Here is a 14,477-nt window from a genome sequence, read left to right as displayed (position 1 = left end):
TGGCCCGCAGGCAGCAAAAAAGGCGGCACCACTCGGTGCCGCCTTCTGCAATGGATGGAGAGCTGGGATCAACGGCTGGTCAGCATGGGACCCGAGGAGTGGTGGCCGCCCTGACCGGCCAGGATCTGGCCTGGGGTGATGTTGGAGTGGTAGTAGTTCTTGTTTGCCTTTTTGTTCGCGGTAATCACAGAACCTTCAAGAGAGGCTCCGGCGAACAGGCCCTGACTGCGGCTGTAGGTGTAAACGGCCGCCTTGGGCATCACACCCGCTTCGGCATCCCGACCCACAGGGCCGGCTGCTGCACTGAGCGCTCCGCCCAGTTCCACATTGGCGTTCTGGGAGAAGGCACGCACGGCTTCCGGGGTGTTCAGCACCAGCACGTATTCCGTCACTTCGCCGCCGATCTGGGCACCGAAGCCCACACCGCCGGTGCGGATGAAGGCCGGGCCGGACCAGCCGTTTTTGTTGCGGGCGATCACGATGCCGTGCCCGCCTTTGACCGACCAGATGAACCCACCCTTGGTCACGGTGAGGATGGCCAGCCCTCTGGCATCACGCAGCACACGCTTTGGGATGCTTTTTTCAGGCATCGCTTTGAAACGCTGCATGATGGCATTGGCCTGCTGCACTTCCCAGTCTTCCCGGGTTCCTGCCTGCAATGACACTGCTGGCACGGCCAGGGCCAGAAGGGTGGTAATAAGGACGATTGATGATTTGTTCATAGTAGAGGCTCCTTTTCTCCCACTGATTCGTAACAGGTTCCGAAAGTGGCTCTGTTTTTTCCTCTCGACGCCCTGAGGATGGAGTTTGGAATCGATACCGCCGAACCTCTCCCACGGTCCGAATAGTGCACCCCTGCCCCAGGCTGTCCGCCTTGCCACTCTCCGTACTCGCAGGTTGACGCCCGACTATTAAGGTACATTAACTAGCACTAACCTTTCACTCGCAATGCCGCCCATGGAATCCTTTCTCTCGCCCGGCCTGCAATATGGCCTCGAACATGGCACTCTGACCTGCTGGATTATCTGCGGCATTCTCGCGCTGCTTTCCATCACCAGCTGGGCGGTGATTCTCAGCAAGCACTTCCTGCTCTCCCGCGTGCACAAGGCCAACCTCTCCTTCCTGCGCGAGTATCGCGAGAGCAACCACGCGCTGGAGCTCTACCAGCAGCGCGAGCCGCATGAGTTCTCCTCGTTTTACCACATCTACCATGCAGCATGCCGTGAGATGTCATGGTATCTTCTGGGAGAAGATGAGCCGGGCAGCACCTTTGCCGCGCGGCTGCAGGGCGCTGGGCGCATCACCCCTTCTCAAATGAACGCGGTGCAGGTGGCCATGGAGCGCAGCGTGGCGGAAGCCTCCCTGCGGCTGGAAGCGCGCATGAGCTGGGTGGCCACCGCCCTCAGCGTAGCACCGTTTCTCGGTCTGCTGGGCACTGTTTGGGGAATTCTGGACACTTTCAGCACCATGACGACTGCCGGCGGTACCGCGACGCTGGCCACGCTGGCGCCCGGCATCACCACCGCGCTCGTCACCACCGTGCTGGGCCTGCTGGTGGCCGTTCCCAGCATGTTCGGCTACAACGCCCTGGTGAACCGCATCCGCGGCATGGTGGTGCGGCTGGACAATTTTGCCAGTGAGCTGAACGCCGGCTTTGACCGCACCTTTGTGGACCACCGCTTCACCAATGAAGCCCTGCCCAGCATGAGCGCTCTTGGCAGCCCGTCCATGCCTGCTTTCTCCGGCTCCAGCTCCTCGCCGCTTCCCACTCCCATGCACGCCATGCATGCCCGCGCATGAATCGACATTCCAACAGGCATCAGCTCAGGCTCATCACTGAAATCAGCATCACCCCGCTGATGGACCTGGTGCTGGTCCTGCTGTTTGTATTCCTGCTGGCCGCCCCGCTGCTCAAGGCGGACAAAGAAACGCCTGCTCCGACTGCAGCCACCGCGGCGGTCGTCCCCGCGCCCCCGCCGGCCTCCGCGAGCTCAAACGCTCCGAAGGAAGCGATGACGCTGCAGATCAACCGCGACCAGTCCGTCACTCTGAATGGCGCGATGCTGGCCCGGGCGGACCTGCCCGTCTCCCTCAAACAGATTGCCCAGCGCAATCCGGACATTGGCATTGAAATTCGGATCCATCGCGACCTGCCAGTCCAGCAGCTGGCGGAAACCATGCAGATGCTCGAACTTGCGGGCATCCAGAAGACCGCCGTCACGACCCATGCTGAGGAACCCTGATCGAAAATGAAACGCAGACGTCCTACAACGCTGGAGCCGATTTCCGCGGCGGCGATTGTCATCGTTTCGCTGCACCTCGCGGCAGGCTTCGGCGTCTGGTGGTGGTGGCAGAACACCCAGAATTCAAAGCGCGCCACGCAGCAGATGAGGCTCGCCTGGATGAACCCCGCGGACTTCAAGGATGTGGCACCCGCCCCCACGCCGCCCAAGGCCAAACCCGTGGCCGCGGCCCCCAAGTTAGTCAAAAAAGCCCCAGACGAAGCTCCCAAGCCGCCCCCCGCCCCCGCGGAGGCACCGGTGCAGAAAGCCACCCTGGTGGCCGCTCCACCGCAGCAGCATGCCATGGAGCCCGTACCCAACCCAGCCGCAGCCCCGCTGTTTGCCCCCTCTTCACCGGCTGCAAAACCTTCCGCCAACCGCAGCATCACCCTTCGCAGGGCCCACGAAAAACGTTCCGTGGACACGTTCGGTCCGCCCGTGCCCCCGATGACCAACCCCAAACTAATGGACATGGCGCGCCTCAATGCGCTGCGTCCTGCAGCGATTCCACCTGCTCCCAACACCCCCGGTGCAACCGCGGAAACGGAAGAAGACGTCAACCTGGACGCCGTGGATGAGGCGGTCAATGCCGCCTTCCTCAGCAGCTGGGTGTCCCCTTCTTTGGAAAGCGTGCCGGAAGGCCAGCGCGAAGCACGCCTGAGAATCTCCATCGGAAAAGACGGCACGCTCATCAAAGTCCAGATGAACAAGTTCTCCGGTTCCCATGCCCTGGACCAGTCCATTCTGGAGGCTGCGGCAAAAGTTAAAAAAATTTCCACGACACTGCCTTCTAATTTTTCCAAAGACAGCTACGATCTGGAAATGAACTTCCTCCTGCTGCCCTAAACTCCGCATGAACCAGCGCGCGCTTCTGCTCATTCTCACCCTTGCCGTGTGCAACGGCACGCGTACGGAGGCGGGTGTCCTTGACCGCCTCCGCGGCTGGGTCGGCCTTGGTGGCAGGGGTAAGGCGGAGGAGTTTCGCAAAAACATGCCCCACATCCGTGTGGGAGCGTTTCCAGGCGGCACGGGCGCCAGCGCCCAGCAGACGCTCCGGAAGGAGCTGCTTGATTCACGGGAGTTTTTTGTGGCCGGAGCGGATGAGAAGGCAGATTTCGTCGTGGAAGGAACCTCCGTGGGCGGACGTGTCACGGGCAGGCTGCGCGATGCCAAGGGCAAGGAGCTCTTTCAGCGCAGCTACGCGGCACCGGGCCTGGATGAAAACCTCAAGGCGCTCACGGATGATGTGATCTACACCATCACCGGCAGGCCGGGCCTGGCCACCAGCCGCATCGTGTTTGTGAGCGATGTCTCCGGTAAACGCCAGATCTACGTCTGCGATGCCGAGGGTGGAGAGGTGCATCAGGTCACCCATGACAAGCATGCCGCAGTGGCCCCTTCGCTCTCGCCTGACTCGTCCATGATTGCTTTTACCAGCTATCGAAGCGGATTTCCGATCATTCGGCTGCTGGACCTGAATGTGGGCTGGGAGCGAGGAGTGACGGACACCCCGGGGAGCAGTTTTGGCTCGGCATTTTCGCCCGATGGCACGCACTTGGCGGCAGTCATGAGCTTTATCGGGAATCCCGAGATCTTTGTGAGCGATCTCAACACGAACACTGCGGCCTGCGTAAGTGATTCAGTAGGAGCGCCTTCCAGTCCCTCCTGGCATCCGGACGGCAAGCAGATCGTTTTTTCCAGCGATGACGGGGACGGACCGAAATTGTATGTTGTGGAAGTGCCGCAGAAGGAAGGGCAGTCTTCGCGGTTGTTCCGGTGGCGCACGGGGTATCACTTTTGCACTGATCCTGAGTGGTCTCCGGATGGGCGCCACATCGCGTTTACCACGCGAACCGGCGGAGAGTGGGCGGTGGCGATCAAGCCCTACCCAAATGGCAGTGTGCATGTGGTGCAGAGCGGGGGTGCGGAGCATCCATCCTGGAGTCCGAACGGACACTTCATCGCCTATGTGCAGCACGGTGAGCTGTTTATACACGATTTGCGCAGCGGGAACCGGCGTTCCATTCTGCGCGGCTATGGAAGGATCACCGAACCACGCTGGATGCGCTGAGCACGCCCGCCACCCATGCCCCGAATGAGCACCTGTTTGCAGCCCCTTTTTGCCAGACTGAATGCGATGGCATTCGTCTTCCTGCCTCTGCTTGCGTCTTCCTGCAGCAGCATTCCCATGCCGTCGTTCTTCAGGACACCGGCATCCGAGGCGGTCGTTTTTGCACTGGGGCCGAGAGATGGGTACACGTCTCCGCTGAACGCCAGCCTGAAGCCGGCCTGTCCGGCGCTGGTGTTTGACAGTGCTGATTTTCACCTGACTTCCACTCATCAGCACGCTTTGCAGGAATTTGCCAAGGAGATGCAGGCGAACAAGAAGGCGAAGCTGCTGATCGCGGGCTATGCGCCGCCGAATCTGCCGCATGATCATGCGCGGTCGCTCTCGGAGCGGAGGTCGCTGGCGGTAAGGCAGCGGCTGATCGAGCAGGGGCTGGAAGCGGCGAATTTGCAGACGGTGGGCTTTGGGAATGACTTTTCGCCAAGCGGACCGTCGTCAGATGTGGTGGTGATTTACCGCCAAAACTAAACGCCTGAATGGAGACACTTGTGTGTCGGATTCGGCAAGTCTGGCGCTGCTGGCGCAAGATCATTGCAATTCATTCGTTCCTTCCGCCCCCCAACCATGCTCAACCGATCCAACCTTCTTGTTGTTCTCGCATTGGCCGCGCCGATGGCCTTGCTAGCCGCAAATCCGGACAAACCTGCCAAGGCCAAAAAAGACAAAGGGCCGTTTGTGGCGGGAAAGCCGGCTTTCACGCCGGACCCGGAGACGCCGGAGTTTGATCCGACGAAAGTGAAGGCGGACCTGCTGGTGCCGAGTGCGTTCAAAGTGCCGGAGGAATTTGAGATCACGGTGTGGGCGACTTCACCGCAGCTGTATAATCCGGCCAACATGGATGTGGATGCAGCGGGGAGGATCTGGGTGACGGAGGGGGTGAACTACCGGCGGCACAGCGGGCGCAGCCGTGAGGGTGACTGCGTGCGGGTGCTGCAGGACACGGACGGGGATGGCAAGTGTGACAAGAGCCACGTGTTTGTGCGGGAGAAGGAACTGGAGTGCCCGCTGGGGGTGGCGGTGTTTGACAATGTGATCTTTGTTTCGAACACGCCGAACATCATCAAGTACACGGATGTGAACCGGGATTTGAAGTTTGACCCGGCAGTGGACAAGCGGGAGATCTTTCTGACGGGGTTCGAGCAGCCGCAGCATGACCACAGCCTGCACAGTGTGTATGCGGGGCCGGACGGGCGGCTGTATTTCAGCAATGGAAACTGCGGCGCGCTGTTCAGCGACAAGAGCGGAACGACTTTCCGCATTGGCGGGGCTTATCTGAACAATCCGTATGCGGGCGCGAAGAGCGACGACGGCCATGTGTATGTGGGCGGCTTTACGGCGAGCGTGGATGCGGACGGACACAAGGCGAAGATCCTGGGCTACAACTACCGCAACAGCTTTGAAGGGGTGCGCACGAGCTTCGGGGACATGTTTCTGAATGACAATGATGATCCGCCCGCGTGCCGGGTGAGTCATTTGATTGAAGGGGGCAGCTTTGGGTTCTTTTCACGTGATGGGAAGCGGCAGTGGCGTGCGGACAAGCGGCCGGGACAGAACATTCCGACTGCGGAGTGGCGGCAGGAAGATCCGGGCATCATTCCCGCGGGGGATGTGTATGGCGGCGGTGCGCCGACCGGGATGTGCTTCTATGAAAACGGGGCGCTGGGTGAGAAGTGGAACGGGCTGCTGCTGAGCTGTGAGACGGGACGGAATGTGGTGTTTGGCTACCTGCCAAAGCCTGAAGGAGCTGGATTCAAGCTGGAGCGCTTTGATTTCTGCACGACGAACACCTCGGGCGTGTTCAAGGGCAGCGATTTTGTGGGCGGGGCGAACAATCTTTCTGATGAGCGGCACACGATGTTCCGCCCCTCTGATGTGTGCGTGGGGACGGACGGGGCGATCTATGTGAGCGACTGGTTCGACAAACGCACGGGCGGGCACCAAGACACGGATGAGAGCTGCAGCGGCACGATTTACCGGATAGCGCCGAAGGGATTCAAGCCGAAGATTCCGGTGTACAAGCTGGACACGGTGGAGGGGCAGCTCGCGGCGCTGCAGTCGCCCGCCACGAACGTGCGGCAGGTGGCCTTCACGCGGCTGAAGGCGGCGGGAGATGTGAACATGCCGGCGCTGCTGAAGCTGAGAGAGAATGCGAACCCCTACATCGCCGCGCGTGCGGTGTGGCTGCTGGCGCAGCTGGGTGAGCAGGGGCTGATCACGGCGCGGATCTGGCTGGAGTCTGAGGATGCGACGAAGCGGCTGGTGGGACTGCGTGCGATCCGCGCGGCGACGAATGATGGCATCGACATTTACAGCAACCTGACCACGGATCTCTCGCCCATGGTGCGGAGCGAGGTGGCGGTGGCGCTGCGGGATGTGCCGGCGGAGCAGAGCGTGCCGCTGCTGGTGAAGCTGAGCCATCACATCGACGGGGGTGACCGCTCGCTGCTGGAGGCGTGGGGCATTGGCTGTGAGGGCAAGGAGGAGGCTGTGTGGAAGGCGCTGAAGCCGGTGGGAGCATGGAATGATGACTTTGCGCATATCACGTGGCGACTGCACCCGGCGGCGGCGGTGCCGGATCTGCAAAAGCGCGCGGCGGACAACCAGCTAAGCGCGGACCAGCGGAAGCTGGCGCTGGATACGCTGGCATTCATCCCGGAAGCCAGCGCGGCAGCGGCGGTGGTGGAGCTGGCGAAGGACAAGGAGTCACCTATCCATGCTGATGTGCTGTGGTGGCTGATCAAGCGCAGCACGGACGAGTGGGCTTCATTCGGCATCGCGGAGAACCTGAAAAAGGAGGGGATCTTTGATCCCGAAAACGCCAAGCTGATCACCATCGTGACGCCGGCGGCGATTCCAAGCGCGGTGAAGGTGGAAGAGGTGGTGAAGCTGCAGGGCAACGCCAAGAATGGCGCGCAGCTGGTGACGCGGTGTGTGATGTGCCACCAGATCAATGGCCAGGGAGTGGAGTTTGGGCCGAATCTGGAGGGCTGGGGCCGCAGCCAGCCGAGTGAGATCATCGCGCAGGCGCTGATTGAGCCGAGCAAGGATATTGCGCACGGGTACGAGGGGATGGAGATCGTGACGAAGGATGGAGTGACCATTCACGGGATGGTGCTGACGGAAGGGGACATCATGATCGTGCGCAGCATGGGCGGGCAGAATCAGTATGTGGCCAAGTCGCGGATCAAGAGCCGGCGGAAGCTGGACCACAGCATGATGCTGAGCGCGACGCAGCTGGGGCTGAACGCGCAGGAGGTGGCGGACATCGTCGCGTATTTGCGTTCTGGAAAATAATCGACGAACATATTCACCCGCCGAGAGGTTTTCCGATGGAAGGCTTTTGCGGCACCACGTTTCATTGAATCCTATCATGACCTTTTTTCGCCTCGGCCTTTTTGCCGCCGCTGCCCTGAGCCTGAGCCAGTGCACTGTTTCCAACGTTGCTGAGCCAGCGGAGTTCAAGCTTTCCGCCGAGGCGCTGAGCAAGCAGTACCGCGCGACGCGGAAGACGGGTGTGGTACGGCTGTATGCCCAGGAGATCCAGAGCACGAAGGACGAGTGGGGCCGGGAGACGCATGAGGCGAGCGGCGGAGCGCTGCTGGTGAAGGATTCCTCGACGCCGATCTATGCGACGGGACCACGCATTTCGATCACGCCAGAACATTCCGAAGTGCTGGGAAAGGGCACGGTGAAGAAGGGCGACCGGCTCTACATCGGGCAGAATGATGCGGCGAAGATCCGCATCGATGGTGGTGCCGTCGTGCCAGAAGGTGCGGTAGCTGTGCGCGGGATCCTGGATGAGGCTGCGGCGGCGGAAGCGAAGAAGCAGGCGGAAGCCAGGGAGGTGGCGCGAGCGGAGGCGAAAGCGAAGGCGGAGGCCGACAAGGCAAAAGCCGAGGAAGAGGCGAAGGTGATTGCCGCCCAGGTGGCGCAGGAAAAGGAGGCCAAGGCGAAGGCTGATGCCGAGGCGCGGCTCAAAGCTGAGGAGGAAGCGAAGGCGAAGGCTGACGCGAAGGCGCTGGCAAAAGCGGAGGCGAAGGCCAAGGAAGAGGAGGCTGCGCGGATGAAGGCTGAGGCGAAGGCGCAGGCCAAGGCCGATGCGGAAGCGAAAGCTCTGGCCCTGGCGGAGAAAGCGAAGGCTGAGAAGGCCAAGGCAGATAAGGAAGCGAAGGCGCTGGCGGAGAAAGCGAAGGCTGACAAAGCCAAGGGCGATGCGGCGATGCAAGCGGAGGCCGCAGCAAAGGCTGAGCCGAAGAAGGTTGTGGTGGCTGAGACGAAGAAGAAGAGTTCGGGCTCAGCCACAACGAAGGCGAAATCTAAGGCCAAGCCGGTGGCTTCGGCTGTGACCAAGCCGAAGACGGAGGCGCCTGCGAAGCCGAAAGAGGGGCCGGGGGTGAATCGGGCGCAGTTGCTGAACTTGATGAGGCCGCCGACGGAGTAGTGGGGATGATGGCGGCGCTGGGTGGGCCAGGGAGGAGTGGAGTGGAGGTAGGAATATTAGGGGTAGGAAGATTTTGTCGGTTGGGGGCGTGGGGTGTTCTGGCTTGGTGGTTGCCGGGGTGTTGGGGAAGAGGGATTGGGAGGAGTGCGGGGTGTCGTGCGCGTGCGGCGCGATGCGGCATCGGAGTGCCGCGCTCCCAAGGGGGCTGGGGACGTGAGGCTGGGTTTGTGGGGGGACGGACGTGCTCGCAGTCGGGCGGTTTGGCGGAGGGCGGTGTGGTGCGCACCGATGACTTCGACGCCAAACACGGCCGACCTACGACCGGAGTGCGGACCACTACGCGAAGGGGATCGCGGCGGGTTGTGCGAGCGGACGAGAGACTGGAGCGTCTATCGTGCTTTTAGACCAACTCTCAAAAATCTTGTCACATTGCCCGGGCGGCGGAGCGGCCCCATTGGCTGCGTTAGTCGCTTGCCTGTTATTCTTCAATAGCAGACGGCGCTCCCGCCTTGCCACTGGGGCCGCTGCGCTCACCGGTTCAATGTGACAATCTTTTCGAGAACTGGTCTAGAAAGGCCAGCGGTAAGGGGCGTTGGCGATGAGCTTGCTGCGGGGGTAGGGGGCGATGCGGACCTGGTTGTGGGAGTTGCCGCTGAGGAGCCAGACGTTGGTGTCGTCTTCGGCATGAAGGAAGCCGATGTGGCCGCTGCCGGCCTGATCGACCGTGAGGGGCTGCAGGATGCAGATGGCTCCATAGGTGGGGACGACGGGGCGGCCCCAGCTCCACCAGTCGGAGACACGGGCGCTGTGCTGGGCTTTGAAGCCGGCGCGCTGGACGCACCAGTTGACGAAGGCAGCGCACCAGGCGGTTTCGTCGTGGAGGAGATTGCCGCCGATGCCGCAGCTTTGGAGGTATTCGAGGATGCGGGGGTTGTCGCCATTGGCCCACTCCTGGACGCCGACTTCCATGATGGCGATCTGCATCCATGGCGGAGGTGCGGCGAAACCAGCGGGCGCGTTGTTGTTTTCGGCAGGGGCCTGGTCGATGGGACCAGCCGCTCCGGCGTCGTCCACGTTGACGAGCTGGCCGGGGAAGAGAACTTTCCATTTTCCGGTGCCCCATTCGACGAGGTTGGGGTTGGCGTTTTGGAACTGATCGAGGGTCATGCCAAAGGCTGCCGCGATCTTGGATGGGTTGTCGCCGGGACGGACGGAGTATTGAGCCATGGGAGGGATGATTGCTGGGGGCGGGGGAAAAGCGAGGGGGGATTTTAGCTTAACAACGAGGAGGGATGGCCTACGGAAGAGGATACACTGATGTAACAACGCCAGAGATTAGAAGACCGCAGAGAATACTTTCTGAATGAGGGCTCTGCGGTTTTCATATTCGGTGGGTTGCTTTGTTCAGCGCTTCCTTATGGGTTTGGCAGGCGCGGGATATCGCCTGAGGAGAAAGCAGGCGGAGGGGTGCGGCGTCCGGCAAAGACGGCCACCAGAAGCAGAGCATACGAGATGGCACGCAGCACGGACCAGAGGAACGAAATTCCGGTAAAAATCGATGCACGCTGGTCGTGGGTGAGTTCTCGATTTTCGATGGCCCAACGCTGAACCATGTTCTGCACGACTGGAATGACGATGCAAAGAAGCAAGGTCAGCCCGAAGCCGAGAAGCGCCCACATCGAAGCCTTGGACAGTTCCTTCGATCTGGCAAAAATCATGATGAGAGCCACCAGGGAAACAAGGAGTATGGGCAGCTGGGACAGCAACGAGGCGAGTATGACCTTGATTTGTTCGGTGTTGTTCATGGGACTTTGGAGTCTTCAGTTGGAGTGTTCAGGACAGCCGGTTTTTGCCGCAGTCTGGCGGCAAGAGCGAACGCGGCGAAGATCATCGACACCCAGACAAGCGCCAGAGAACCGCCGGAAATGGTGATGAAATCGACTGAGCCGAGCAAGAAGGCACAGGCCATCCAGGCGAGAATGAAGATGGCTGCCGGGTGGGTCTGATTTCCGAGCCAGCGCTTTCCGTGAAGACGAAGGAGCACGGGGGCGGCGAGAGCCAAAACTAGCATGATGTATGGGATCATGGTGGGACGGCATTGAGTGGGGCCGGGAGTGGCGCAAGGCTCAAGCACCGTGATCGGGGGCGCAAGAGGAAGTTCGTAGGGTCAGGCGTTGGAGCACCAGCCAGGGTTCTGCGAATCCTAGCTCAGTTAACTCAAGAAGATCGTTGGATTTCAGGGAATCCGGAGCGCCAAAAGGCGCTTCAGATGTAGCACGGTATTAGCTGCAGCGGTCGTTTGGATTTGGGCGCTCGCAATCCGCAATGACGTCGGAGCAAAGCTCGTCCAATCTTTCGTCGTGCTCGGCCACTGTGGGAAACGATGCAATGCGATGGATGTCTGCGCGGAAAATGGAGTAAAGCTCTGAAGACTGACGAATGAGCCAGATAGCGCCGTAGTGCCAACTGAGATCTTCCCGCGAAAAGACGCGTCTGATGTGCGGAGCGAGCGGTGCCCCAATTGACGCGAGAAAATCAAACAACTCATGGGCAACTGGCCAGTTGAAGTCCTGAATCCATCCCAGCAAATCGTAGAGAACCGGCTGGACCGCGGGGTAACCGGCTTGCACCGCGAGACGAGCCGTTTCATTGTCGGACTTGTGCTTTGGAACCAGCTGATGTGTTGAAGCATCGTTCACTGATGGCATGGGGTCCGTTCAGGGTGTCCCGGTCGTGTGAAACAGGTTCCAGGCGTGGCCGTCGGGATCGAGGAAGCTGTGCTGGTACATGAAGCCGTGGTCTTCGGCTTCTTCGACGGTGGTGCCGCCGGCTTGGAGGGCTTTCTGGATGAGTGAGTCCACTTCGGCACGGCTGGAGCAGGTGAGGCAGTTGAGGACTTCGAGGAACTGGGAGGTATCGCAGATGGCGCGGGGGGAGAAGGTGGCGAAAGCGGACTCTGCGGAGAGCATGAGCTGGATGGCGTCGCTGATGGTGATGCAAACGTGGTTTTCGCCGCTGAAGGATTCGTTGCGGGTGAAGCCGAGGGAGGTGTAGAAGGCCTGGGCTCTGGGGACGTCCTTGGTGGAGAGATGGATGAAGATCTGGCGGGTCATGGTGGGGGCGGTGTTTTCGGTCGGGAGGTTCAGACGAGGATAGAACGGAACGAAGCTGGGCGGCAGAGGATGGCGAGGCAAGGCGGAAGATGGGGGAGCGGCTTTCTGGCGGTGGAGGATGACCGCTGACACTCAAACCTCGTTCTCCAGGATGGTGATGCTGCTGATGTTACGTTGTTGTTGTGAGTCCTGGAAGTGTATGAAAAAAATCTCCAGGCTGTGTGGGGACAGGTTTTGAAGGGAGGCATGGAGAGGTGCGGTGCGTGGTGCGGGTGCGGAGCAGTGCGGCATCGGAGTGCCGCGCTCCCAGGGGGGGCTGGCTGTCAGCATGAGGGATGCTTTGTGGCGTGCGGAGGTCCTCGCAGTCGGGCGGTTTGGCGGAGGATGGTATGGAGCACACGCATGACTTCGACGCCAAACACGGCCGACCTACGACCGGAGTGCTGCTTGCGTTGCCTGATGCGAATTGTCAGGCATCATGTTTGCCACTCTGCCTGTGTTCTCGAAAGAGTCGTATCCAGATTTCTTGTGCTGCCTCAACAGACTCGCCATTCCAACGCTCGGCAAGTCCCGTGGGAATGACTCTATGGCAGCGCAGGCAAACTGTGCGTGAGAATGCACGACTCCACGGAGTCGTGTCTGATGACGACGGCCTAACGTGCATCCGCTCGCCGGCTTCTATGCCGCCGCATTCGGGACAAAGGAACTCGTTCTTGTGTTCCATCAGAATTCATCTCCGGCGATTTGCTGACCATCCACGACGATCTTGGCTTTGACGGTCAGCAGCGCGTAGCAAAAAATCTCGATCAGAAAAGAGGCGCCATCGACTGCCACACGGTGGGAGAGAACTGGCTCGGAACGGGAAAGTGCAAAGAGGCGGCCGGTCTCAGCAAGACATTCGCCATCCACGAAAAGCCTCATGCCGTGGCTCCAGGAGTTGCGAACACGGATTTTGTGTCCGGCGTGGGTCGCGGTCCACTCCTTGGGGAAGAGTTCGAATTTTTTCATGGGCGTGAGGAGTGGCCTTTACCGAGCAGGGTCAAAACTGGCTTGGAGAAAAGTCGTGCCTCTGACGGCTGGGTCGATGGGTGGATGCTCAACCGGCCAGCCGAGTGCAACCAGAGCTTCTGCGGCGAGCATGCGGAAGTCGAACCAAACCGGGTGTGATTTTAAGGCAGCCTCCATCCAAACATCTGCATGCGGAGGACCGCTCCATTCGACGATGCACTTCTCGAGAGCGGAGAGCGCCGCCTGCTGTTCTAAAGTGAACTCCGTTTCGCTGGCCGCCACGTGAAACCAACAATCGAAGTCGAGCACCAACTCGTCCAAAATGGACACAAACGGCGGATGGAGTCGAAGCTGCACCTCAGCAGGAGACGCCAACGCCTGCAATGCCCATTGAAGGTGTTTCAGAGCTGTGGTCATGCTTCCACAAAGGCTGCGAACTCAAGGTGGGTGGCTTCCTCGCATCTGGATGACGACCAGGGCGACATAAAATCCGAGCACTGTAACCATGAGCCGCCACCACGGCCATGCCTGCTTGTCCTTGTAGCACCAGATGGCAGCGGGCACAGCCGCCATGAAGCACCTGGTGAAAACATAAGTGCAGCGATAGGTGAGATTGTCCGTCCCGCTGAGCACGATGAAAGGAACGATGGCTGCAAAGAGGACCACTCCGCAAGCGTAGGCTTTGAGAAATGGTCTCCGGGTTTTTGTGACCGTCGTGCTCGCGCGAAACTCCGGCAGTGGTGGAGGGGATGACTGCGACGGAGGGATCGCGCTCGAAGATGGTAGCGGTGGCGGTGTTTCCATAGACCTGATGGCAAAGCATCAGGTTTCAAAAATCAGCCACTGATTTGTCCTTTCAAGACAAATTCCTAACGGTGACTGCCAAGCACGGATTGTGTCGCTACGCCGCGTGGTCAGGCGACTGCCATGGTTATCTCGATGCAAACAGGCCGTCTGCTATGGCCTGCTGGCAGGCGGATGCTGAACGGCCGGGACAGCGGCGCTGCAGCTCGGCGATGAGTTCGGGGCACAACGGAGCGGGGAGGCGCTTCATATCCGAGACGTGATTCCAGAGGCCGCTGCGATATTCTTCGGCGAGATCATAGGCTGCAGCGGCGAGGGTTTGGTCGGTTTGTGGCATGGGGGGTGATGTGAGGCTGGGAATGCCGTCTGCTTGAAACGACGGACGAAGGTAGAAATATTAGGGGTAGAAATATTTCAGGGAAAGCCTTCACCACTGGCACTTCAAACATTGACAGCCGATGGTGTTGTCGTGCGGAAAGTGCTGACTGGGTATCGCAATACTGAACTCCATGAGCGAAGGATACGGACCCGTTTCTGCCTTTCCACGCCCCGAGGACGGCGGACCTTTCTGGGTGCCTGCGATGGCACAGACCCGAAAATTCGGCCCCGACGCAGCGGTGCCCTACCAGCCCTATGGAACGCGATGCGCTGAAGAGGAAGGGATGCACGATGGTCGTCCGTGGAGTTTCCACGGGGAACGC

General features: G+C 60.4%; 17 protein-coding genes. 7 read left to right on the top strand and 10 right to left on the bottom strand.

What is annotated here, in order from left to right; genetic code table 11:
- Positions 1–68: 68 nt before the first annotated feature.
- The gene (locus ACILSR_RS04845; protein WP_395748599.1) at positions 69–722 is read right to left on the bottom strand and encodes a lipid-binding SYLF domain-containing protein; all 654 of its coding nucleotides are present in this window, start codon (positions 720–722) and stop codon (positions 69–71) included.
- Positions 723–957: 235 nt separating this feature from the next.
- Here ACILSR_RS04845 and ACILSR_RS04840 point away from each other — a divergent pair, with 235 nt between their 5' ends.
- The 7 genes from ACILSR_RS04840 to ACILSR_RS04810 all read left to right on the top strand — a co-directional run bounded on the left by ACILSR_RS04840 (position 958) and on the right by ACILSR_RS04810 (position 8,851).
- The gene (locus ACILSR_RS04840; RefSeq protein WP_395748598.1) at positions 958–1,800 is read left to right on the top strand and encodes a MotA/TolQ/ExbB proton channel family protein; all 843 of its coding nucleotides are present in this window, start codon (positions 958–960) and stop codon (positions 1,798–1,800) included.
- On the top strand, positions 1,797–2,243 hold the full coding sequence (locus ACILSR_RS04835; protein ID WP_395748597.1) for an ExbD/TolR family protein: 447 nt from the start codon (positions 1,797–1,799) through the stop codon (positions 2,241–2,243). Before ACILSR_RS04840 ends, ACILSR_RS04835 begins: the two co-directional genes overlap by 4 nt.
- A gap of 6 nt (positions 2,244–2,249) precedes the next feature.
- The gene (locus tag ACILSR_RS04830; protein WP_395748596.1) at positions 2,250–3,128 is read left to right on the top strand and encodes a TonB C-terminal domain-containing protein; all 879 of its coding nucleotides are present in this window, start codon (positions 2,250–2,252) and stop codon (positions 3,126–3,128) included.
- A gap of 7 nt (positions 3,129–3,135) precedes the next feature.
- Positions 3,136–4,353 carry a hypothetical protein gene (locus tag ACILSR_RS04825; RefSeq protein WP_395748595.1) on the top strand — a complete coding sequence of 406 codons (1,218 nt, stop codon included), beginning with the start codon at positions 3,136–3,138 and terminating at the stop codon, positions 4,351–4,353.
- A 24-nt stretch (positions 4,354–4,377) separates the two neighbouring features.
- Positions 4,378–4,878 carry an OmpA family protein gene (locus ACILSR_RS04820; RefSeq protein WP_395748594.1) on the top strand — a complete coding sequence of 167 codons (501 nt, stop codon included), beginning with the start codon at positions 4,378–4,380 and terminating at the stop codon, positions 4,876–4,878.
- Positions 4,879–4,974: 96 nt separating this feature from the next.
- Entirely contained in the window at positions 4,975–7,704 is a 2,730-nt protein-coding gene (locus ACILSR_RS04815) for a PVC-type heme-binding CxxCH protein (RefSeq protein WP_395748593.1), read from the top strand.
- 76 nt (positions 7,705–7,780) lie between these two features.
- Positions 7,781–8,851, top strand: a complete 1,071-nt coding sequence (locus ACILSR_RS04810) for a hypothetical protein (RefSeq protein ID WP_395748592.1) — start codon at positions 7,781–7,783, stop codon at positions 8,849–8,851.
- 567 nt (positions 8,852–9,418) lie between these two features.
- On the opposite strand, the gene ACILSR_RS04805 is transcribed toward ACILSR_RS04810, so the two are convergent.
- The 9 genes from ACILSR_RS04805 to ACILSR_RS04765 form a co-directional block, all read right to left on the bottom strand.
- Positions 9,419–10,078, bottom strand: a complete 660-nt coding sequence (locus tag ACILSR_RS04805; protein WP_395748591.1) for a LysM peptidoglycan-binding domain-containing protein — start codon at positions 10,076–10,078, stop codon at positions 9,419–9,421.
- Between the two features lie 188 nt (positions 10,079–10,266).
- The gene (locus ACILSR_RS04800) at positions 10,267–10,656 is read right to left on the bottom strand and encodes a hypothetical protein (RefSeq protein WP_395748590.1); all 390 of its coding nucleotides are present in this window, start codon (positions 10,654–10,656) and stop codon (positions 10,267–10,269) included.
- Positions 10,653–10,937 (bottom strand): hypothetical protein, encoded by a 285-nt coding sequence (locus ACILSR_RS04795; protein ID WP_395748589.1) that lies wholly within the window; start codon positions 10,935–10,937, stop codon positions 10,653–10,655. The genes ACILSR_RS04800 and ACILSR_RS04795 overlap by 4 nt, the downstream gene beginning before the upstream one ends.
- Positions 10,938–11,133: 196 nt before the next feature.
- The gene (locus ACILSR_RS04790; protein ID WP_395748588.1) at positions 11,134–11,559 is read right to left on the bottom strand and encodes a DUF5071 domain-containing protein; all 426 of its coding nucleotides are present in this window, start codon (positions 11,557–11,559) and stop codon (positions 11,134–11,136) included.
- Between the two features lie 9 nt (positions 11,560–11,568).
- A complete protein-coding gene (locus tag ACILSR_RS04785) occupies positions 11,569–12,045 on the bottom strand; it encodes a VOC family protein (protein WP_395748587.1) in 477 nt (158 codons plus the stop codon).
- A 642-nt stretch (positions 12,046–12,687) separates the two neighbouring features.
- Complete coding sequence (locus ACILSR_RS04780; protein ID WP_395748586.1) at positions 12,688–12,972, bottom strand: hypothetical protein; 285 nt, start codon at positions 12,970–12,972, stop codon at positions 12,688–12,690.
- Between the two features lie 18 nt (positions 12,973–12,990).
- Positions 12,991–13,389, bottom strand: a complete 399-nt coding sequence (locus tag ACILSR_RS04775; protein ID WP_395748585.1) for a hypothetical protein — start codon at positions 13,387–13,389, stop codon at positions 12,991–12,993.
- 21 nt (positions 13,390–13,410) lie between these two features.
- A complete protein-coding gene (locus tag ACILSR_RS04770; RefSeq protein WP_395748584.1) occupies positions 13,411–13,638 on the bottom strand; it encodes a hypothetical protein in 228 nt (75 codons plus the stop codon).
- 265 nt (positions 13,639–13,903) lie between these two features.
- On the bottom strand, positions 13,904–14,113 hold the full coding sequence (locus tag ACILSR_RS04765; RefSeq protein ID WP_395748583.1) for a hypothetical protein: 210 nt from the start codon (positions 14,111–14,113) through the stop codon (positions 13,904–13,906).
- Between the last annotated feature and the right edge of the window lie 364 nt (positions 14,114–14,477).

It is taken from the genome of Prosthecobacter sp., from assembly GCF_044222565.1.
In the GTDB taxonomy this organism is placed as follows: Bacteria; Verrucomicrobiota; Verrucomicrobiia; order Verrucomicrobiales; family Verrucomicrobiaceae; genus Prosthecobacter.
Note: the sequence above shows the minus strand (reverse complement) of the source record. Positions and strands in the feature narration are given on the sequence as shown.